Origin of the sequence: Microbacterium sp. ZW CA_36 (genome assembly GCF_044987475.1) — a bacterium.
Classification (GTDB): Bacteria; Actinomycetota; Actinomycetes; order Actinomycetales; family Microbacteriaceae; genus Microbacterium.
On record NZ_JBJDRL010000053.1, the window covers coordinates 1 to 20,181 of the forward strand.

The window sequence follows — 20,181 nt, forward strand, 5'->3', positions numbered from 1 at the left end:
GCGCCGCCTAGACTCGAAGCCGTGGCATCCCACCCCTCCGATCACGAGCCGAATCGCGCCGACCTGCACAAGGATCCCTCGCGCGTGAGCGGCATGTTCGACCAGGTCGCCGCCGGCTACGACCGCACCAACACCGTGCTCAGCATGGGCAACGACCGGTTCTGGCGTGCTGCGACGACGCGCGCGGTCGACCCTCGTCCCGGCCAGCGCATCCTCGATCTCGCCGCCGGCACCGGCGCGTCCAGCGTGGCGCTCGCCGGCCGCGGCGCCGACGTGGTCGCGGCGGACTTCTCGCCCGGCATGATCGCCGAGGGCGAGCGCCGGCACGGGGCAGGTGCGCCGGGCGGCGGCATCCGGAATCTGTCGTTCGTGCAGGCGGACGCGACCGCGCTCCCGTTCGGCGACGACGAGTTCGACACCGTCACGATGTCGTTCGGGTTGCGCAACGTCAACGAGCCGAAGAAGGCGCTGCGCGAGCTGCTGCGCGTGACGAAGCCGGGCGGGCGACTCGTGATCTGCGAGTTCTCGCGCCCGCCGTCGAAGACCTTCAACGGGCTCTACCGCTTCTACAACGACCGCGTGCTGCCGGTCGTCGCGAAGACCGTGAGCTCGAACGCCGAGGCGTACGACTACCTGAACGAGTCGATCCGCGACTGGCCCGACCAGCGCACCCTGGCGGCCTGGATCCGTGAGGCGGGGTGGACGAACGTCGCCCACCGCAACCTCTCGATGGGCATCGTCGCGCTGCACCGGGCTACGAAGCCCGGCGGTCGTTAGCGAGGTCTCGACTCGCTTCGCTCGCTCAACCCGGGTCCGCGCGAGTCGGAACGTCTCCGGTCGACCGGGCGCGTTTCGTCTCTGCGTTTCGACTCGCAAGCTCGCTCAACGACCGCGTTTCAAGCTCGCTCGACGACCGCGTTCCTCGCTCGCTCGACGACCGGGACTTCAGGTCCTCGCCGACCGTGGGACGAGGGCAAACGCGCCCCCGGTAGGCTGGGCATGTGACACCGACAGCGCCGGGCTCGCACATCGCGGGCAAGCTGGGCCTGACCGACCGCATCTTCGCGGGCGCGCGATCGCGCAGCCTGCTCAAGACCGTCGAGGCGGGCCTGAAGCGCGTCGACAGCGCCCTCGAGCGCGAATTGCGTGTCGCCGACACTCTCGCCGACGCCACCAGCCGCTACCTGTACGACGCCGGCGGCAAGCGTGTGCGCCCGATGCTCGCGCTGCTGACCGCCCAGCTGGGGGAGGGCGCGACCGACGAGGTCATCCAGGCCGCCACGGCGCTCGAGATGACCCACCTCGGCTCGCTCTACCACGACGACGTGATGGATGCCGCCGACAAGCGCCGCGGTGTGCCCAGCGCCCACGCGGTGTGGGGCAACAACGTCGCGATCCTCACCGGCGACCTGCTGTTCTCGCGCGCGAGCCAGATCATGGCCCGCCACGGCGACCGCGCCATCCGGCTGCAGGCTGACACGTTCGAGCGGCTCGTGCTCGGTCAGATGCATGAGACGGTGGGCCCGTCCGAGACCGACGATCGCGTCGAGTTCTATCTGAACGTCCTCTCCGACAAGACCGGCTCGCTGATCGCCGCCGCTGCGCAGTCGGGCGTGATCTTCTCGAACGGTCCTGCGGAGTTCGAAGAGCCGATGGTGACGTTCGGCGAGAAGGCCGGCGTCGCGTTCCAGCTTCTCGACGACGTCATCGATCTGTCCGCCGACCCGGTCGAGACGGGCAAGGTTCCCGGCACCGACCTGCGCGCCGGCGTGCCGACGATGCCCTACCTCGTGCTCGGCGAGCGGAAGGATGCCGCATCCGTCGAGCTGCGCGCGCGCATCGACGACGGCGTCGCGCGCATCGCCGACGGCGCCGATCCCTCGATCCTCGACGAGCCGCTCGCGCAGCTGCGCGATCACGAGGCGACCGAAGCCACCCTCGACCTCGCGCACGCGTGGTCGACCGAGGCGATCGAGGCGCTCGCGCCGCTCCCGGACGGCGCCGTGCGCGAGGCCCTCACCCGTTTCGCGCAGGCTGTCGCCGACCGCTCCAGTTAGACGTTCCCGCGTTTCGTCTCGCTTCGCTCGCTCAACGACCGGGGAGTGCGACGAGCCGAGTTCCCGAAAGGACCCCCATGACCAAGCTCCGGCTGGCGATCGTCGGTGCAGGACCGGCAGGCATCTACGCCGCCGACATCCTGCTGAAGGCCGAGCGCAAGTTCGACGTGTCGATCGACCTGTTCGAGCAGCTGCCCGCTCCTTACGGGCTGGTCCGCTACGGCGTCGCCCCCGACCACCCGCGCATCAAGGGCATCATCACGGCGCTGCGCGAGGTGCTCGACCGCGGCGACATCCGCATCTTCGGCAATGTGCGCTTCGGCGAGGACATCACCCTCGACGACCTCAAGCACCACTACCACGCCGTGATCTTCGCCACCGGGGCCATCCGCGACACCGACCTCGACATCCCGGGCATCGACGCCGCCGGCTCGTACGGCGCGGCCGACTTCGTGAGCTGGTTCGACGGGCACCCGGACGTGCCGCGCGAATGGCCGCTGGATGCGGCATCCGTCGCCGTCCTCGGCAACGGCAACGTCGCCCTCGACGTGTCGCGCATGCTGGCCAAGCACGCCGAGGACCTGCTGCCCACCGAGATCCCCGACAACGTCTACGAGGGCCTCGCCGCCTCGAACGTGACCGACGTGCACGTGTTCGGCCGCCGCGGGCCCGCGAACGTCAAGTTCACGCCACTGGAGCTCCGCGAACTCGGCGAGCTGCGCGACGTCGACATGGTGGTCTACGACGAGGACTTCGACTACGACGACGCGGCGCGCGCCGCCATCGCGAGCAACAAGCAGGTCATGGTCATCGACCGCGTGCTGCAGTCGTGGCGCAAGCGCGACTCGGTCAACAACGCCGGGGGCACGGCATCCCGCCGCCTGCACCTGCACTTCTACGCGAAGCCGTTGGAGGTCAAGACGGATGCCGAGGGCCGCGTGTCGGCGCTCGTCTACGAGCGGACCCGCCCCGACGGCGAGGGCGGCGTGGTCGGCACCGGCGAGCTGCGCGAGCTGCCGATCCAGGCGCTGTACCGCGCCGTCGGCTACTTCGGCTCGCCGCTGCCCGGCGTGCCGTTCGACAAGCGCCACGGCGTCATTCCCAACCGCGAGGGTCAGGTGCTGAGCAAGGACTCGAACCAGCGGGTCAACGGCGTGTACGCCACCGGCTGGATCAAGCGCGGACCCGTCGGCCTCATCGGTCACACCAAGTCCGACGCGATGGAGACCATCCGCCATCTGATCAACGATCAGGGCACGTGGTGGCAGCCGGCCGACCCCTCGGAGGCGTCCATCCCTGAGCTGCTCGCCTCGCGCGGCGTGGCGTGGACCGACCTGGAGGGCTGGCACCGCCTCGACGAGCACGAGGTCGCGCTCGGCGCCCCGCACGAGCGGGCGCGCGTCAAGGTCGTGCCGCGCGACGAGATGGTGACGATCTCGCGCGGCGAGTAGAGGGCCCGGCCGTCGCGCCTGTCGGCGCGGCGGCGCACACTCCGACGGCTGAGCCGGCCCGAGCGCAGCGCCCCCGTAGGCTGAGCGCATGGCCGGGCCATCCCAGACGTGGGTCCCCGACGTCCTCGGGGAGCCGTTCGAGCAGCTGACGCTGTCCCTCGGTGTGGCGGGCGAGCACGGGGATCTCGTCGCCACCCTGGTCCGCAGCATCCCGAACCCCGTGGTGACAGCTTTCGCGCCGCTGCGGGACGTCGACGTGCTGTACGTGCACGGCTGGTCCGACTACTTCTTCCAGCGCGAGCTGGCGCGGTTCTGGACCCACCGCGGGGCGCGGTTCTTCGCCCTCGATCTGCGCCGCTACGGCCGCAGCCTGCGCGACGGTCAGTCTCCGGGCTACATCGACTCGCTCGACGACTACGACGTCGACATCGAGGCCGCTCTGCGGGCAATGGGCCACCACCCGGCGGCGACCGGCAACGGACGCGGACCCCATGCCGGGGCGAAACCGGACAGGCGGGCCGCGCGGAAGGGTCGGCGGCTCGTGCTCATGGGCCATTCGACCGGCGGTCTCACGCTCACGCTGTGGGCCGCGCGCCATCCGGGGCGCGCCGACGCGCTCGTGCTGAACAGCCCGTGGCTCGAATTGCAGCTCGGCCCGCTCGGGCGTCAGGCCCTTGCGCCCCTGGTCGACATGCGTGCACGCCTCGATCCTCGAGGCACCCAGCCTGCCGTCGACTTCGGCTTCTACACGCGCGCCCAGGATGAGATCGGCAGCCTTCCCAACGGCGAGCATCGGGCGCTCTGGCGGCCCGACCGTGGGTTTCCGACGGCACCCGGCTGGCTGTCCGCCGTCATGGCGGGGCATCGCCGCGTCGCGTCGGGCATCGACGTGGGCTGCCCTGCGATGGTGCTGCTGTCGACGGCCTCGACGCCTCCGCTCGCATGGCGCGAAGCGATGACGTCGACGGACTCGGTGTTGGTCGTCGATGACATCGCCCGAGCCTCCACCAAGGTCGGCGAACTCGTGACGATCGCCCGGATCGAAGGCGCGATCCACGACGTGTTCCTTTCACGTGACGAACCCCGCACGCAGGCGTACGATGCTCTCGACCGTTGGGTGAAGGGGTACGTCGTACCGGACTGATGGACCCGAAAATGTCCCCCGAAGAGGGGACAGCGGACACCTAGGAGCCCGGGTTAAGCTGTACGGGAGATGTCCCCAGCATCTCAGGGAAGGCCCTCCCCAAAGAATCCTTCCCAAACCGTCGTCGAGCGCCGCTAACCGGGGGGTTGGTGAGCGAGAGCAGACGACGACAGGCCCCGGGTGTCCCCAGCACCCGGGGCCTTTATCGTTGATCGGGCCCGGCGGCGCGTCGTCCCGGCCGTGCGACCGGGTCGCCGTGCGCGGGGGAGTGGCTCAGTCGGCGTGGCGGGCGAGCACGCGGATGAGCAGCACGTAGGTCGTGAGCGACAGCACGTATCCCAGCAGGTAGACGACGAGCTCCTGCGCCAGGAAGCGGCTGTAGTCGAGCACGCCGTCGGTGAGCGCAGGTGAGCTCAGACCGAGGAAATACGCAGCGGTCTGTCCGGCGGCGAAGATCCCCAGGAGCGCGAGGACCGCCAGGAGCGCGAGCCAGATGCGGGTGCGCCACACCCGGGCGGTCGCGGCCATCGCTGTCGTCGCGGTCCACGCGGGGACCTCGGGATCCAGCCAGCCGTTCACCTTGGGGATCAGGATGATCGCCGCGATGAACGCCGCGTTGAGGAGGGTGCCGCCGACGCCGCTGAATGCGGCGATGCCGGTGTCACCGCGTACCAGCGTCGGGATCAGGAGGATGACGAGCACCGGCAGCGTCGCGACGACGGCCGACATCGCGGCCCGGAGAAAGCGCACGGCGCGTCAGCGTTCGTCGGCGAGCCGCGCCGCGAGGGCGGTGCGTCGTCGGGTGATGTGGGCAGGCACGCGATTCCGGGGTGCTCCGTCGGGGGTCACGGGCGCGGATCGCTGGTCCGGCTGAGGAGTGGCCATGGGGGCATGGTATTGCACCGAGAATTCACCTTATGGTGCATCGACCGCAGCTGTGAGGTGTGCAACGCTTGCGCGCATGGGCATGGAGCAGATCTGGCCGGGCCTCTCCGCGGAGACCCGCGACTGGCTGATCGCGAACAACGGCGACGCGGTCCCGGTCGACATCGCGGCCGAGATCGACGAACTCGTCGACGCGGCCGACGCGGAAGACGTGTGGGCGATCGAGTCGGGAGCCGCGCCCGCTGCACTCGAGCCGGAGGACGAGATTCAGGATGCCGACGAGGATCCCGGAGCCCGCTACCTCGCCGAGGACGCGATCGACTGGATCGAAGAGACCGCCAACGACGAATAGCGGATCTGCCGGGGGGTCCCTCGGGCACCCGTCTCGGGCCGTGTCCGCGGCACGGATCGCGGCGATCTACGCGGCCTCACGGCTCGTCACCACGTCGTTCTTCCTCCTCGCTGCACGACTGTCGCCCCCTGAGTCCCGGTTCGGCCCCGGTGCGGACCTGGCCACCTACATCGTCGCGTGGGACGCGCAGTACTACCACCGCATCGCGTCGGAGGGGTACCCGGTCGAGCTGCCGCTCACCACCGCCGGTGAGGTCGCGCAGAACGCGTGGGCATTCATGCCGCTCTATCCGTGGGCGGCGGACGCGGCCGGATGGCTCCTCGGATCCTGGGCCGCGGGTGCGGTGGCACTGGCACTCATCGCCGGCTATCTCTGCTGCCTGGTTCTCCGCAGCATCCTGAGGCCGGCGATCGGCGAGACCGCGGCCCTGTGGGCGGTCGTGTTCTTCGCCTCGGCTCCCTTGGCAGCCATGTTCCAGGTCGGCTACGCGGAGGCGCCCTTCCTGCTGCTGATCCTGCTCGGCATCCGCAGCCTGCAGCGAAGGCAGTACGCCGTGTTGTACGCGATCATCCCGGCGATGGCGTTCACACGCCCGGGCGTGCTGGCGTTCGCGCTGTTCCTCGGTATGTTCGGCATCCGTCGGTGGCTGAGCCGAGCGCGCGAGCCGTTCGCGCGGCGTGAGGTCGTGCACATCGTCACGCTCGCCGGCATCGCGACCGCGCTCGGACTCTCCTGGCAGGTGATCGCCGGCGTCGTGACCGGTCGCGACGACGCCTATCTCGCGACGGAACTCGCCTGGCGGCGGCTGTGGGTCGGTGACACGGGCGGATTCGTGCCCTTCGAAGGCTGGCCCCAGGCGGCGGACTACTGGTTCCGGTTCTGGGGTCTCGATCCGGTATGGGGTCTCCTCTGCCTGGGGCTCCTTGTGCTCGCCGGCGGCGCCGTGCTGGCGTTCAGCCCGCACGTGGCCCGTCTGGGACCGGAGATCCGGCTGTGGGCGGCCAGCTATCTCATCTACCTGCTGGCGGTCTTCCTCCCGCAATCGAGCGTGTTCCGGATCCTCTTCCCGCTCTCACCGCTCTGGGGCGCTGTGGCCGCCCCGCGGAGCCTTGCCTGGCGACTCGCCGTGCTCGCCACGTGCCTCGTCGGTCAATGGTGGTGGATCTGGAACATGTACGGGCTCGGCACCGAGTTCTGGCACATCCCCTGATCGCTCGGGGCATCGGTCCCGATCCGCGGGTCCGCGGCCTGCGGCGATGACAGCGCAGCGCGGCGTCGAGGCCCTGCCATCGCCAGCTGTTCATCCGGCGTTCCATTCGCAGTCCGGCGGTCTCGTAATTCGTGGTCACCTCGCGGAGTTTGCATACCGGTGTTCTCGAAATCTCCCGAACCCCTGGAAGGAACATCCTCATGCGCCGCGTCGCACCCCCCGCCCTCGGTCTCCTCGGCATCGCCGCACTCGCTCTCACCGGATGCGCGGGCACCGCGTCCGCCTCCGACCCGGATGCCGCCACCGACGCGCCGATCACCATCGCGACACTCCCTCTGGGCGATGACCCGTCGGCCGAGAACCCGATCGAGGCTTTCGCGGCGCTGCTCGAGGCCGAGACGGGCCGCACCGTCGAGGTCACCGACGTTCCCGACTACCTCAGCGTCGTCGAGGCGATCCGCGCCGACCATGTCGACATCGGCATCATGAGCGGCTTCCCCTCGGCCCTCGCCGTCAACACCGGAGAGGTCGACGCCCTGCTCGCCTGGAAGGGCGATGACACCCCGGTCTCCACCTGTGTCGTGCTGCAGGACTCGCCCATCCGGGAGGTCGAAGACCTCGAGGGGGCGACTGTCGCGTTCGCGGACCAGGCCTCGAGCTCGGGGTACTTCATGCCGGTCTACATGCTGCACGAGGCAGGCCTCGAACAGGATGTGGACTATGAGGCGATCTTCGCCGGCGGCCACGAGGGCAGCTTCGCCGCCCTGGAGCAGGGGCAGGTGGATGCCGCCTGCACCGCGATCATGCTGACACAGCTGGGCGCGCCGTACTTCCCGTTCGCGGACGGCGAGTGGCGCGGGGTCGGCGAGAGCCCGTCGATGCCTGTCGCAGGCACGGTGCTTGCTCGCCAGTCGCTCGACGACGAGACCCGCACGCTGCTCGAAGAGGCGCTTCCGGCCGTGTTCTCGGAGGAGAACGCGGAAGCGCTCGGCGCGCTCGGCGAGGGGTTCATCGGCAGAGAGACGATCATCGCCCCTGAGTCCGAGCTCTTCGAGGGCTTCGTCGACATCGCGGCGGTCGCCGGCGTGAAGCTCGAGGACCTGCGCTGATGACGCTCACCCTCACCACGGATGCCGCGGCGGCGGCGGCATCCGTCAGCCCTGTCGTCGCAGTCCGCGGCCTGGCGGTGGCGTACGACCGCACTCCTGTCCTGCGCGGCGTCGACCTCGATCTGCACGCGGGCGAGACCGTGGCGCTGCTCGGGGCCTCCGGTTCGGGCAAGTCCACACTGATGCGCAGCCTCACCGGGTTCGCACCCATCACCGCCGGCAGTGTCCGCGTCGCTGGGGGAGAGGTGGCGTCCATGCGGCCGCGCGAGCTCCGGGCACTGCGCGCGGAGGTGGGCCAGGTGTTCCAGCAATTCAACCTGATCCCGCGCCTCAGCGTGCTCACCAACGTGCTCACCGGCTGTCTGCACGGAGCGGGCACGTTCAACCTCGTCGGCGGCTTCACGCGCGAACAGCGAACGCGCGCTCTCGACCTGCTCGACCGGGTCGGCATCGCCCACAAGGCCACCGAGCCGGCCCGCTCGCTCAGCGGCGGCCAGCAGCAGCGCGTCGCCATCGCCCGAGCGCTCATGCAGCGTCCCCGCGTGATCCTCGCCGACGAGCCGGTGGCCTCACTCGATCCGAAGCTCGCTGACTCGGTGCTCACCCTGCTGCGCGACATCGCACGGCAGGACGGCATCCCGGTGCTGGTGAGCCTGCACGTGCTGCCGCTCGCGCTGGCGCACAGCGACCGGATCGTCGGCCTGCGTCACGGCGAGGTCGTCGTGGCGGCGCCGACTGCGCAGCTCGACGCCGCGGCGCTCGCCGTGGTCTACGACGACGAGGAGGGGACGGATGAGCATCACGACTGAGCGGCCCCGCGGTGAGAAGTCGCCGGCCATGCCGCAACTCGACCCCGCCGAACGCGACCGCCTCGAACACGCCTTCCGGATCCCGCGCGCGCGATTCGGTCTCGGACTGATCGCCGCGTTCGCGGTGCTGGTGTGGTCGTTCCAGGGCGCGGAGTTCAACTTCGCCAAGCTCGCGGACGGCGCGGTCAACATGACCGAATTCCTCGGACGACTCTTCCCGCCGGACTTCTCCGACTTCGGCACCATCCTCGCCCTGCTCATCGAGACGTTGCAGATGGCGATCGTCGGCACCGTCCTCGGCGCGGTGTTCTCCCTGGTCGTCGCGTTCGGAGCGGCATCCAACATCGCCCCGAAGTGGGTGTACTACCCGTGCCGGTGGCTGATGAACATCATCCGCTCGGTGCCCGATCTCGTGTTCGCGCTCATGTTCGTCTCTGCCGTCGGCCTGGGCCCGTTCGCGGGCATCCTGGCGATGACCCTCGGCTCGATCGGATCCATCGGCAAGGTGTTCGCCGAGGCGATGGAGTCCGTCGACCGCGGTCCGCTGGTCGCGATGGAGGCCGTCGGCGCCTCGAAGCGGCAGGTCGTCCAGTACGGGGTGCTTCCGCAGGCGGCGCCGCTGCTGGTCTCGTACACGCTGCTGCTGTTCGAGGGCAACGTGCGCGGGGCGACGATCCTCGGCCTCGTCGGCGCCGGTGGCATCGGCCTTGAACTCACCACCGCGATGCGCATGTACGACTACGGACACCTCTGCGCGATCGTCATCTGCATCATCGTCCTGGTCACCGCCATCGACCAGGGCAGCGCATTCATCAGAAGGAGAATCACATGACCGCCGCCCTCATCGATCTCGAGCTGAGCGCTCCGGTCAACCTTCGCGACCTCGGCGGGATCCCCGTCGCAGGCGGCGTGCTGCGAGACGGCCTCGCGTTCCGAGCTGACGACCTCGCCGTCGTCACCGAGCGCGACGCGCGCGAGCTCGTCGACCGCGGCCTCGTCGCGGTCATCGACCTGCGCACGAACGACGAGGCTGCGCTCACCGGGCGGGGGCCACTGGCTGACCAGCCCGTCGCCTACCACCACCTGCCACTGATGGCGAGCATCGGTGCGGGGATGCCGCAGGGCAGGCGGGTGTCGTTCGATCACGTGAGCATGGGTGAGATGTACGCGCACATGGCCGAGACCTCCGCCCCGCAGCTCGCGGCGGCGCTGTCCCTGATCGCGCTGGCCCCCGGAGCGACGGCGTTCCACTGCGCCGCCGGGCGCGACCGCACGGGCGTCCTTGCCGCGATGCTCCTGCTCGCACTGGGAGCCTCCGACGAGGCCATCGTCGCCGACTACGCCCGCACCGATGCCAACATGACGGCCATCCAGCAGCGCATGAAGCCGGTGATGGGGGTGCTGCTCGCACGTCTCGGCTTCGACCTCGACGACATGGCAGGGCTGACGACGGACACTCAGCCCATGGACGTCTCTATGCGCACCATGCTCGCCCGGCTCCGCGAACGCCACGGCGATGCCCTCGGCCCGGTGCGGGCGGCGGGACTCACGGACGACATCGTGGCGCGACTGCGCGCGCGAGCGGTGGTCGAGTGAGTCTCGTTGCCACGGCGCATCCGACCGGGGACGCGGTTCGCCGCGGCCCCGGTCGACCGCGCGACGAGGAACTCGACGGCCAGATCCTCGCCGGCGCGCTCGCGCTCATCGACGAAGGCGAATCCGTCACGGTGCGCCGGCTGGTGCAGCGCAGCGGAGCGACGCGGGCGGCGATCTATCGGCGATGGCCGTCACTCACAGCCTTGGTGGCGGCGGCGCTGGATGTCGGCCGCACCGTGCCGCCCGACATCCCCCTCGACGGCGACCTGCGCGAGTGCGTGCAGGCCGCGATGTTCGGCGGGCAGAGCGTGAGCGTCGTGGGGTACTCGGAGGAGCGATTCCGGCAGCGCATACGCCTCGCGATGGCCGATCGGGACCTGCAGAAGGCGTACTGGGCGTCGCATGTCGTGCGGCGACGAGTCGCGCTCGAGGGGGCGCTCGCGACGGGCATCGAGCGCGGCATCCTCCGTGAGGGGCTGGATCCGGCGACGTGCTTCGACCTTCTCGCGGGTGTCGTCTACTACCAGCTCGTCGTGCGCGGGGCCGAGCTGAGCGATCCCGTCGTCTGGCAGCGGTGTCAAGACGCCTTCGACATCGCATGGCGGGGCATGCTCGCCGTGGCGGATCCTCTCGACGGCGCGGAATACGGCGACCTCTACCGGTGATACAGCGCGCGGTGCCCGGCTCACCACCGGGCGCCGCCGCGCTGTCGAGTCGTGGTGCCGTGCGGACCGACCGGGTCCGGAGCGGCCTCCAGCGGGCGGCACGAAGCTGCGACGCCGCAGCGTCCGTCTGTGTCCTCGCGAGAGCGGCGCAAGGTGCCAGTTAACCCGTCCGCGCTAAGGTGCGGCTATGGCCAAGACGACGAAGGCCCAGCGCCAGGCGCTGGACGCGATGGAAGACGCCGCCATCGCGGCGAAGCAGGCGAAGAAGGCGGCCAAGGCTCTGCCGAGCAAGACCGCCAAGAAGCTGCGCGAGCTCTCCGAGGACGCCAAAGACGCCGCGGATGTCTCGAAGAAGGAGCTTCGGAAGAAGCCCGCCAAGGTCGCCAAGCGTGCCACGCGAGCGGCTGACAAGCTCGTGAAGGCGACGGTCCAGGCTGTCGCCAAGGCCGAGAAGAAGGCCCGCCTCCGGGCAGAGGCCGAGCGCGCAGCGGCCGAAGCAGAACGGGTGGCCGCCGAGGCCGAGCAGCGTGTGGCGCAGGCGAAGGAGGCCAAGAAAGAGGCCGCCAAGGCTGCGAAGGCGGCCGAGCGCGCGGACCGTGAAGCCGCGGCGGCGCAGTCGGCTCTCGACAGCGAGCTCGCTGGTCCCGCCGAAACCCAAGGACTGAAGTCGACTGCGGCATCCGGCGCGGCGCCCGCGTCGACCGAATCGGCACCGCCCGTCGCCGCCACGGCGACCAAGGCGCCCGCGCGCAAGACGGTCGCACGACCGGCATCTCGCGCGAAGACCCCCGCCGCGTCATCAACGGTCAACAACGCTGCCGCCGCACCGCGTGCGAAGTCGTCGCGCGCGGCTTCGGCCGCGAGTGGAAACGGAGCATCCGACCTCTCGTCGCTCACGGTCGCCGCGCTGCGGGACCGTGCCCGGGCGGCCGGCAAGACGGGGTACTCGCGCCTGAGCAAGGCGCAGCTCGTCGCGCTCCTGTCCTGAGGTGCAGCCGGTGGGGGAGCCGCGAGAGCAGCTCGAACTCGACAGGTCAGGGTCAGCGACCCCTGCCCGTACCCTTCTCGACATCCTCCGCGAGACGACGGCGCGGCATCCCGAAGCATCTGCCCTCGACGACGGTTCAGGCTCGCTCAGCTATCGAGATCTGATGGCCCGTGTCGGGCGCACCGCGGCGCAGCTTCACGACGCCGGTGTACGCCGTGGTGACCGGGTGGGCGTCCGCGTCCCGTCCGGCTCGAAGGAGCTGTACATCGCCATCCTCGCCGTGCTCGCCGTGGGTGCGGCGTACGTTCCGGTGGACGTGGACGATCCGGACGAGCGCGCGCGCCTCGTCTTCGGCGAGGCAGGGGTCCGCGGAGTCATCACCGACGATGGCTACACCTCCGCCGAGGCGCAGGCGGAGGGCGAAGCCGAGGTGGCGGCATCCGCTGCCCTGTTCACGGGTGATGCGCCACATCCCAGTACCCATGCGGTCGTCACGGTTCCGCCGCCGGACGTGACGGACGACGCATGGATCATCTTCACGTCCGGGTCCACAGGAGTGCCGAAGGGAGTGGCGGTCACGCACCGCTCCGCAGCCGCCTTCGTCGATGCCGAGGCGCGGCTGTTCCTGCAGGAGGCACCGCTCGGGCCGCGCGACCGGGTTCTCGCGGGGCTCTCCGTCGCGTTCGACGCATCGTGCGAAGAGATGTGGCTCGCGTGGCGGCACGGCGCGTGCCTCGTACCGGCACCTCGCGCACTCGTCCGATCCGGCGAGGATCTCGCCCCGTGGCTCATCCGGCAGGGCATCACGGTGGTCTCGACGGTTCCGACGCTGGCCGCGATGTGGCCGGAGGCGTCCATCGAGAACGTGAGGCTGCTGATCTTCGGCGGTGAGGCCTGCCCTCCGGAACTCGCTGCCCGTCTGGCCGCCGACGGCCGCGAGGTGTGGAACACGTACGGTCCCACCGAGGCGACGGTCGTCGCCTGCGCGGCGCCGCTCGACGCCGGCCCCGTGCGCATCGGGCTTCCGCTCGACGGCTGGGCGCTCGCCGTCGTCGACGCCGAGGGCGCGCGTGTCGCCGAGGGCGACATCGGCGAGCTGATCATCGGCGGTGTCGGGTTGGCCCGCTACCTCGATCCTTCGAAGGATGCCGAGAAGTACGCGCCGATGCCGACCCTCGGCTGGGAACGCGCCTACCGTTCCGGCGACCTCGTGCGCTACGAACCCGAAGGGCTCGTCTTCATGGGGCGGGCCGATGATCAGGTGAAGGTCGGCGGGCGCCGCATCGAACTGGGCGAGGTCGAATCGGCGCTGCAGGACCTGCCGGGGATCACTGCGGCGGCCGCTGCGGTGCGATCGACCGATGCGGGCGTTCCCGTGCTCGTCGGATATCTCGTCGCGAACGAGGGAGCGGACTTCGACCGGGCGCACGCGCGTGCCTTGCTGGCGGAGCGACTGCCGGCGGCCATCGTGCCGCTGCTGGCGGTCGTCGACGAACTTCCGGTCCGCACATCCGGCAAGGTCGACCGGGCGGCGCTTCCGTGGCCGCTGCCCGGTGTCGAGGCGCCGCTGGCGGGACTGTCTCCCGCCGAGGCCTGGCTTGCGGAGCAATGGCAGACCGTGCTCGGCATGCCGGTGCCCAGCCGGTCGGCCGACTTCTTCGACCTCGGCGGCGGGTCGCTGGCGGCCGCCCAGCTGGTCTCGCGGATCCGCGTGCGCGTGCCCGAATTCTCCGTCGCCGACATCTACGATGTGCCGCGCTTGAGCTCGATGGCCAAGGCGCTCGGACCGTTGGAGGACGACGGGCCGGCGACGTTCCACCGACCCGTGCCGACGCCCCGCGCCACCCAGTGGGTGCAGACGCTCCTCGGCGTGCCGCTCTTCATCATCACGGGCATCCGCTGGCTGCTGTACCTGCTCACAGCCAGTGCGCTGCTCCAGCTCGCACCCGGCTTCGAAGCATTGCCCAGCACTCCCTGGTGGGTGCTCTTGATCGGGCTGGCCGTGTTCGCGACGCCCTTCGGGCGCATGGCCATCGCCGTCGTCGCGGCTCGATTGCTCCTGGCGGGCCTGCGCCCAGGCGACTACCCGCGCGGCGGCAGCGTGCATTTGCGCCTCTGGCTCGCCGAGCAGATCGCCGACCAGATCGATGCCGTCGGCCTCGCCGGCGCGCCGTGGGTCACCTACTACGCGCGGGCGCTGGGCGCGAAGATCGGGCGCGGCGTCGACATGCATACGCTGCCTCCCATCACGGGGATGCTCGAGCTGGGCGACGGCGCCGCCGTCGAGCCCGAGGTGGATCTCACCGGCACCTGGATCGACGGCGACGTCCTGCGCGTCGGCGAAGTGCGCATCGGCGCCGACGCGACGATCGGAGCCCGCAGCACGCTGGCGCCGGGTACCCGGGTCGGGCAGCGCGCCGACATCGCGCCAGGTTCGGCCGTGTTCGGCCGTGTGCGGGCAGACCAGTCATGGGCCGGATCTCCGGCAGAGCGCGTCGGCGGCGTCGAGTCCGACTGGCCCGCGGAACGGGCTCCGGCGCCGACGCGCTGGCTCTGGGCGTACGCGGTCTCGTCGGTTGCGCTGGCCCTGCTGCCGCTCGTGTCGTTCGCCGTCGGCGGGCTGGTGATCGCGCAGGGGATCCGGGATGCCGAGACCCTCGGCGTCGCATTCCTCGGGGCGCTGGCGTGGCTCGTGCCGGCCGTCCTCGCAGTAGGAGTCGTCTTCGCGGCGTCCGTCGTGCTCGCGGTGCGCGTGCTGTCGATCGGTCTGCGCGAGGGCACCCACCCCGTGCGCAGCCGGATCGGATGGCAGGCATGGAGCATCGAGAGACTGCTCGACTCGTCGCGCACGGTGCTCTTCCCGCTGTACTCGAGCCTGTTCACGCCGGTATGGCTGCGTCTCCTCGGTGCGCGCGTCGGTCGCGAGGTCGAGGCATCCACCGTCCTGCTCATCCCCTCGATGACGCGCATCGACGACGGCGCGTTCCTCGCCGATGACACGATGGTCGGCTCGTACGAGCTGCGCGGGGGCTGGATGCGGCTCGGACCGGTCCGCATCGGCAAGCGCGCCTTCCTCGGAAACTCCGGGATGGCTGCGCCCGGCCACCGCGTGCCCCGCGACGGGCTCGTCGCCGTCCTGTCGTCCGCGCCGCTGAAGGCGAAGCCCGGTTCGTCCTGGCTCGGATCGCCGGCCGTGCGGCTGCGTCGGCTCTCGGCCGAGGGCGACGAGAGCCGCACCTACCGGCCGACCGTCGGTCTCCGGATCGCGCGCACCCTCTGGGAACTCGGCCGCTTCGTGCCTGTCGTCGTCACCTGCGCGATCGGCCTCGGTGTCCTGTTCGGCCTCGCAGTGCTGTGGGAGACCGTGGGCCCCGTGTGGACGCTGCTCGTCTCGGGCATCGTGATGCTGGCCGCCGGTGCGGTGGCCGCAGGGCTGTCGACCGCGGCGAAGTGGCTCATCGTCGGCACGATCCGCGCGGGCGAGCAGCCCCTGTGGTCGAGCTTCGTCTGGCGCACCGAGGTCTCGGACACATTCACCGAGATGGTCGCCGCGCCCTGGTTCGCGCGCGCGGCCGCGGGAACGCCGGCTCTGGCCGTGTGGCTGCGGTCGCTCGGATCGCGGATCGGCCGTGGCGTGTGGTGCGAGAGCTATTGGCTTCCCGAGCCCGATCTCGTCACGCTGGGTGACGGCGCGGCCGTCAATCGCGGATGCGTTGTGCAGACCCACCTGTTCCATGATCGAATCATGAGCATGGACACGGTGGAACTGGAGGCTGGTGCGACGCTCGGGCCGCACAGCGTCATCCTGCCAGGGGCGACACTCGGCGCCCACGCGACGGTCGGCCCCGCCTCGCTGGTGATGCGCGGCGAGACCGTGCCCGTGGGCTCGCGCTGGAGCGGCAATCCGATCGGCCCGTGGCGCGCGGTCAAGGTCCGCGCGTACCAGTCGACATCGTGAGTGCTCACGACGCGTACGCACCGCAGAGCGGCGATCCCACCTTCGGCGTCGAGTCCTACGAGCTCGACCTCTCCTACCGCGTGCGCACCAACCGCCTGGAGGGCCGAGCCGTCGTCAACGCGGTCGCTGCCGTTCCGACGTCGTCGGTCGCCTTGGATCTGATCGGGCTCCGCGTGTCGCGGGTGCGCGTGGATGGCGACCGCCGCACGGCCTACGCCCAGGGGCCGCGAAAGGTGCGGGTCGTGCTTCCCCGGCGGATGGAGGCGGGGGAGCGATTCTCCATCGAGGTGACGTACGCCGGCGCCCCCGCTCCGCGGCGGACACGCTGGGGCACCATCGGCTTCGAGGAACTCGAGGACGGCGCCCTCGTTGCAGCTCAGCCCATCGGCGCGCCGACGTGGTTCCCCTGCAACGACCGTCCCGACGATCGCGCCCGCTATTCGATCACCGTCGCGACGGATGCCGGCTACACCGCGGTCGCCACCGGCGCCCTCGTCGGCTCGGCGCGACGCGGGCAGTTCGAAGCCCGCACGTTCCGTTCCGACGTGCCGACGGCCACGTACCTCACGGCCGTGCACATCGGACGCTACGTCTCCAGCACGCTGCCAGGTTCTGCCGGCCCGATCGGGTTCCCGGTGACGGTCGTCCACCCGCCCGCGCTGCGCACCGAGGTGGCGACGGCCTTCGCACCGGTCACGCGCATGCTGCAGCTGTTCGAGTCCGCCTTCGGTCCGTACCCGCAAGACGCCTGCACCCTTGTGGTCACTCCCGACGAGCTCGAGATACCGCTCGAGGCGCAGGGGATGGCGGTCTTCGGCGCCAACCATCTCGACCCCGCATCGGAGCGCCTGGTGGCGCACGAGCTGGCGCACCAGTGGTTCGGCAACAGCGTCGGCGTCGCGCGGTGGCAGGACATCTGGCTCAACGAGGGTTTCGCCTGCTACGCCGAGTGGATGTGGTCAGAGGCAGCGGGCCGCCAGACCGTCCACGAGAAGGCGGCACGGCACCACGCCCGGCTCGCCGCGCTCGATCAGGACCTGGTGCTGGGCGATCCCGGTCCCGGGCTGATGTTCGACGATCGCGTATACAAGCGTGGCGCGCTGACCCTCTATGCGCTGCGACGTCGCATGGGGGAGAGCGGCTTCGCGGCGCTCCTGCGCGAATGGGCGAGCGCCGGCGCCGGCGATTCGGTGACGACCGCGGACTTCCGTGCCCTGGTCGTGCGGCTCGCAGGGGCAGACATCGACGCGCTGCTCACGGCGTGGCTGGATCGACCCGAGCTGCCTCCGATGCCTCGCTGAATGCGGCACTGATGACGAGGCCCGGGGGGCCGTCGATGTCCCATCCGCCGATGACTGGTCCGCCCGGCACGACCGCCCGCCATCCGTGGCCGCCCACCGGTGCGACGGCGACCGTGCCCGGGTCGACGCGAAGGCCCCGCCCGTCCGCCTTGAGGGCAGCCTCCACCCGCACCCAGTCGCGCAATCGCACGCCCGATCGAGCGCCGAGGATTCCGTTCAGACCTGCAGCGTCCCGCACCGGGTCGGTCTCGACTTCGGCGTCGATCGCGAATGTGCCAGGACCGCGCGAGGCGACCGCCGCGACGGCGACGCCGCTCGCATAGGCGACGGCAGGCCGGGCCGAGCCATCCGTCGTCCGAACCGGACCGTGTGGTCCGCCGCAGCGCGCGCAGGGATTCGACAGCTCGGCGCCCGGCGCCAGCATCTCACGCAGAAGATCCCACGCCACGTCGCGTCGTGCAGCGCCGTTCGGCACGACCTTCCACGCGAGCTGCAGCCGCGTGGGAGGTGTGGTCGCGAGCTCGCGCTCGATGCGGCCGGTGTGCGGCACGGCGCGAGGACTGCTGCCGCTCACGAAGTGCCCTCCGTCCGCTGCCTGAAACACCGCAGGTCAGGAGCTGGCGCTACCGGTAGTTGATGAACTGGAGGTCGACCTCGAGGTCGGAGGCCTTCAGCAGGCGCTGCACCTCCTGCAGGTCGTCGCGGGACTTGGACTGCACGCGCAGCTCGTCTCCCTGGATCTGCGACTTGACGCCCTTGGGGCCTTCGTCGCGGATGATCTTCGAGATCTTCTTCGCATTCTCCGACGAGATGCCGTCCTTGATCGTCGAGACGATCCGGTACTCCTTGCCGCTGGCGAAGGGCTCGCCGGACTCGAGGCTCTTCAGTGAGATGCCGCGCTTGATGAGCTTCGACTGGAACACGTCGAGCACCGCCTTCGCGCGCTCCTCGGTGCTCGCCTTGATGAGCACCGACTCGCCGCTCCACTCGACGGAGGCGCCGGTGCCCTTGAAGTCGTAGCGCTGCTCGATCTCTTTGCGCGCCTGGTTGAGGGCGTTCTCCGCCTCCTGGTGGTCGACCTTGCTGACGATGTCGAACGAGGAATCTGCCATGCGGGGAAGTTTAGTGGCCGAGCGGATGCCGCGCCCCGGTGTCGTGGCGCGGTCCCGGCGATCCAGAGCCGGCGTGACATGGGAAAGCGCCTGCAAGCGATTCCAAATTCTTTCGCTCTATCACGGCGGGATATCGATCCCAAGCCCGTGTTGCCAGATCTCACGGCGCAAGGTAATAATGTAAGCGCTTGCATTTCGCAGCACGAGTCACAGCCGCACTGTCGCGATCGGCAACGCGGCCGAACTCACTCAGTACTCCAGAGAGGCACTGCACCGATGAAGGTGAACAAGAAGAGCTGGCTCGCTCTCGGCGGCCTGGCCGTCGCATCCATCGTCCTCGCCGGCTGCGCCGGCAGCGGCACCCCGGCCGACAGCGATGAGGGCGACGCGTCGACCGAACTGACCGTCTGGGTCGACACCGAGCGTGTCGACGCACTGAAGGGCGCCGCAGAGGCCTACACCGAGAAGACCGGTGTCGAGGTCGACCTCGTCGGCAAGGACGTCGACAACATCAAGAACGACTTCATCCAGCAGGCGCCCACCGGCCGCGGACCCGACGTCGTCATGGGCGCGCACGACTGGCTCGGCGAGCTCTCGTCGAACGGCGTCGTCGCCCCGATCGAGCTCGGCGACACCGCTGCCGACTACGCTCCCGTCGCGCTGCAGGCGTCGACCTACGAGGGTACGACCTACATGCTCCCGTATGCGGTCGAGAACATCGCGGTGCTCCGTAACGCGGACCTCATCCCCGAGGCAGCGGCGAGCTTCGACGACATGATCGCCAAGGGCACCGCGGCGGGCCTGGCCACGCCGTTCGTCGTGGAGCAGGGCGTCGAGGGCAACCCCTACCACCTGTACCCGTACCAGACGGCCTTCGGCGCTCCGGTGTTCGGCACCGACGCAGAGGGCAACTACGACCCGACCGACCTGCAGATGGGCAACGAGGGCGGCTTCGAGTTCGCCACGTGGCTCGGCGCGCAGGGTGCCGCCGGTGCGTTCAACACCGACATCGACGGTCAGATCGCGAAGGACAAGTTCCTCGCCGGTGAGGCGGCCTTCTGGTTGACCGGCCCGTGGAACGTGGGCGCGGCGGTCGACGGCGGCATCAACGTCGCGATCGATGTCATCCCCAGCCCGACCGACGCCCCGGCGCAGCCGTTCGCCGGTGTCAAGGGCTTCTTCGTGAGCTCGGAGTCCGACAACAAGGTCGCCGCGAACGACTTCCTCGTCAACTACATCGGCACCGAGGACGTCCAGCTGTCGCTGTTCGAGGCCGGCAACGTGCTGCCGGCCCTCACCGCCGCTGCGGACGCGGCCGCCTCCGACCCGATCGTCGCCGGCTTCCAGGCCGTCGGCGCCGAGGCCGTCCCGATGCCCGCCATCCCGCAGATGGGTGCGGTCTGGGAGTTCTGGGGCGTGGCCGAGGCGGCGATCATCAACGGTGCCGACCCCACCGCGACGTGGCAGAAGCTCGTCGATGACGTGACCACCGCCATCCAGTAAGCAGTCCGTCGCGGTCCCACGGACCGCAACGGTGACCGGGG

At 70.2% G+C, this 20,181-nt stretch carries 19 protein-coding genes; 15 read left to right on the forward strand and 4 right to left on the reverse strand.

The features are described from left to right. Nucleotides 1–21 precede the first annotated feature (21 nt). The 4 genes from ACI3KX_RS17265 (at nt 22) to ACI3KX_RS17280 (ending at nt 4,652) form a co-directional block, all read left to right on the forward strand. Nucleotides 22–777: a demethylmenaquinone methyltransferase gene (locus ACI3KX_RS17265; RefSeq protein ID WP_404910485.1), complete on the forward strand. Its 756-nt coding sequence runs from the start codon at nt 22–24 to the stop codon at nt 775–777. A gap of 224 nt (nt 778–1,001) precedes the next feature. Further along, entirely contained in the window at nt 1,002–2,057 is a 1,056-nt protein-coding gene (locus ACI3KX_RS17270; protein ID WP_404910486.1) for a polyprenyl synthetase family protein, read from the forward strand. Nucleotides 2,058–2,134: 77 nt separating this feature from the next. After that, nucleotides 2,135–3,508: an FAD-dependent oxidoreductase gene (locus ACI3KX_RS17275; protein ID WP_363354223.1), complete on the forward strand. Its 1,374-nt coding sequence runs from the start codon at nt 2,135–2,137 to the stop codon at nt 3,506–3,508. 88 nt (nt 3,509–3,596) lie between these two features. Then, complete coding sequence (locus tag ACI3KX_RS17280; RefSeq protein ID WP_404910487.1) at nt 3,597–4,652, forward strand: alpha/beta hydrolase; 1,056 nt, start codon at nt 3,597–3,599, stop codon at nt 4,650–4,652. Between the two features lie 273 nt (nt 4,653–4,925). Here the strand turns inward: ACI3KX_RS17280 and ACI3KX_RS17285 are convergent, their stop codons facing one another. Further along, nucleotides 4,926–5,402, reverse strand: a complete 477-nt coding sequence (locus tag ACI3KX_RS17285) for a hypothetical protein (protein WP_404910488.1) — start codon at nt 5,400–5,402, stop codon at nt 4,926–4,928. 6 nt (nt 5,403–5,408) lie between these two features. Beyond that, nucleotides 5,409–5,537, reverse strand: a complete 129-nt coding sequence (locus tag ACI3KX_RS17290; RefSeq protein ID WP_404910489.1) for a hypothetical protein — start codon at nt 5,535–5,537, stop codon at nt 5,409–5,411. A 76-nt stretch (nt 5,538–5,613) separates the two neighbouring features. Here ACI3KX_RS17290 and ACI3KX_RS17295 point away from each other — a divergent pair, with 76 nt between their 5' ends. The 10 genes from ACI3KX_RS17295 (at nt 5,614) to ACI3KX_RS17340 (ending at nt 17,525) form a co-directional block, all read left to right on the forward strand. Continuing rightward, entirely contained in the window at nt 5,614–5,889 is a 276-nt protein-coding gene (locus ACI3KX_RS17295) for a hypothetical protein (RefSeq protein WP_363354218.1), read from the forward strand. A gap of 40 nt (nt 5,890–5,929) precedes the next feature. Continuing rightward, nucleotides 5,930–7,099, forward strand: a complete 1,170-nt coding sequence (locus ACI3KX_RS17300; protein ID WP_404910490.1) for a hypothetical protein — start codon at nt 5,930–5,932, stop codon at nt 7,097–7,099. A 200-nt stretch (nt 7,100–7,299) separates the two neighbouring features. Beyond that, entirely contained in the window at nt 7,300–8,208 is a 909-nt protein-coding gene (phnD, locus tag ACI3KX_RS17305) for a phosphate/phosphite/phosphonate ABC transporter substrate-binding protein (RefSeq protein ID WP_363354214.1), read from the forward strand. After that, a complete protein-coding gene (locus tag ACI3KX_RS17310) occupies nt 8,208–9,017 on the forward strand; it encodes a phosphonate ABC transporter ATP-binding protein (RefSeq protein WP_404910491.1) in 810 nt (269 codons plus the stop codon). The genes phnD and ACI3KX_RS17310 overlap by 1 nt, the downstream gene beginning before the upstream one ends. Then, the gene (phnE, locus tag ACI3KX_RS17315; protein ID WP_363354210.1) at nt 9,001–9,849 is read left to right on the forward strand and encodes a phosphonate ABC transporter, permease protein PhnE; all 849 of its coding nucleotides are present in this window, start codon (nt 9,001–9,003) and stop codon (nt 9,847–9,849) included. The genes ACI3KX_RS17310 and phnE overlap by 17 nt, the downstream gene beginning before the upstream one ends. After that, nucleotides 9,846–10,613: a tyrosine-protein phosphatase gene (locus tag ACI3KX_RS17320; RefSeq protein ID WP_363354208.1), complete on the forward strand. Its 768-nt coding sequence runs from the start codon at nt 9,846–9,848 to the stop codon at nt 10,611–10,613. Before phnE ends, ACI3KX_RS17320 begins: the two co-directional genes overlap by 4 nt. Continuing rightward, a complete protein-coding gene (locus ACI3KX_RS17325; protein ID WP_363354206.1) occupies nt 10,610–11,278 on the forward strand; it encodes a TetR/AcrR family transcriptional regulator in 669 nt (222 codons plus the stop codon). The genes ACI3KX_RS17320 and ACI3KX_RS17325 overlap by 4 nt, the downstream gene beginning before the upstream one ends. A 187-nt stretch (nt 11,279–11,465) precedes the next feature. Further along, nucleotides 11,466–12,266, forward strand: coding sequence for a hypothetical protein (locus ACI3KX_RS17330; protein WP_363354204.1), 801 nt, complete (start codon nt 11,466–11,468; stop codon nt 12,264–12,266). A gap of 10 nt (nt 12,267–12,276) precedes the next feature. Beyond that, nucleotides 12,277–16,224, forward strand: coding sequence for a Pls/PosA family non-ribosomal peptide synthetase (locus tag ACI3KX_RS17335; RefSeq protein ID WP_404910492.1), 3,948 nt, complete (start codon nt 12,277–12,279; stop codon nt 16,222–16,224). Next, nucleotides 16,221–17,525, forward strand: coding sequence for a M1 family metallopeptidase (locus tag ACI3KX_RS17340; RefSeq protein ID WP_404910493.1), 1,305 nt, complete (start codon nt 16,221–16,223; stop codon nt 17,523–17,525). The genes ACI3KX_RS17335 and ACI3KX_RS17340 overlap by 4 nt, the downstream gene beginning before the upstream one ends. Here the strand turns inward: ACI3KX_RS17340 and ACI3KX_RS17345 are convergent. Next, nucleotides 17,479–18,099 (reverse strand): chemotaxis protein CheY, encoded by a 621-nt coding sequence (locus ACI3KX_RS17345; RefSeq protein WP_404910494.1) that lies wholly within the window; start codon nt 18,097–18,099, stop codon nt 17,479–17,481. The two genes, ACI3KX_RS17340 and ACI3KX_RS17345, sit on opposite strands and share 47 nt — an antisense overlap. Before the next feature lie 49 nt (nt 18,100–18,148). After that, entirely contained in the window at nt 18,149–18,637 is a 489-nt protein-coding gene (locus ACI3KX_RS17350) for a YajQ family cyclic di-GMP-binding protein (protein WP_404910495.1), read from the reverse strand. A 276-nt stretch (nt 18,638–18,913) separates the two neighbouring features. On the opposite strand from ACI3KX_RS17350, the gene ACI3KX_RS17355 reads away from it, so the two are divergent. Beyond that, nucleotides 18,914–20,140, forward strand: a complete 1,227-nt coding sequence (locus ACI3KX_RS17355; protein ID WP_363354196.1) for an extracellular solute-binding protein — start codon at nt 18,914–18,916, stop codon at nt 20,138–20,140. Nucleotides 20,141–20,181: the final 41 nt, after the last annotated feature.

Excerpts from the sequence above, each read along its gene's own strand:
- ACI3KX_RS17275 (WP_363354223.1), top strand. The coding sequence starts at position 2,135 with ATGACCAAGCTCCGGCTGGCGATCGTCGGTGCAGGACCGGCAGGCATC.
- ACI3KX_RS17280 (WP_404910487.1), top strand. The coding sequence starts at position 3,597 with ATGGCCGGGCCATCCCAGACGTGGGTCCCCGACGTCCTCGGGGAGCCG.
- ACI3KX_RS17290 (WP_404910489.1), bottom strand. The coding sequence starts at position 5,537 with ATGGCCACTCCTCAGCCGGACCAGCGATCCGCGCCCGTGACCCCCGAC.
- ACI3KX_RS17295 (WP_363354218.1), top strand. The coding sequence starts at position 5,614 with ATGGGCATGGAGCAGATCTGGCCGGGCCTCTCCGCGGAGACCCGCGAC.
- phnD (WP_363354214.1), top strand. The coding sequence starts at position 7,300 with ATGCGCCGCGTCGCACCCCCCGCCCTCGGTCTCCTCGGCATCGCCGCA.
- ACI3KX_RS17310 (WP_404910491.1), top strand. The coding sequence starts at position 8,208 with ATGACGCTCACCCTCACCACGGATGCCGCGGCGGCGGCGGCATCCGTC.
- phnE (WP_363354210.1), top strand. The coding sequence starts at position 9,001 with ATGAGCATCACGACTGAGCGGCCCCGCGGTGAGAAGTCGCCGGCCATG.
- ACI3KX_RS17320 (WP_363354208.1), top strand. The coding sequence starts at position 9,846 with ATGACCGCCGCCCTCATCGATCTCGAGCTGAGCGCTCCGGTCAACCTT.
- ACI3KX_RS17330 (WP_363354204.1), top strand. The coding sequence starts at position 11,466 with ATGGCCAAGACGACGAAGGCCCAGCGCCAGGCGCTGGACGCGATGGAA.
- ACI3KX_RS17350 (WP_404910495.1), bottom strand. The coding sequence starts at position 18,637 with ATGGCAGATTCCTCGTTCGACATCGTCAGCAAGGTCGACCACCAGGAG.
- ACI3KX_RS17355 (WP_363354196.1), top strand. The coding sequence starts at position 18,914 with ATGAAGGTGAACAAGAAGAGCTGGCTCGCTCTCGGCGGCCTGGCCGTC.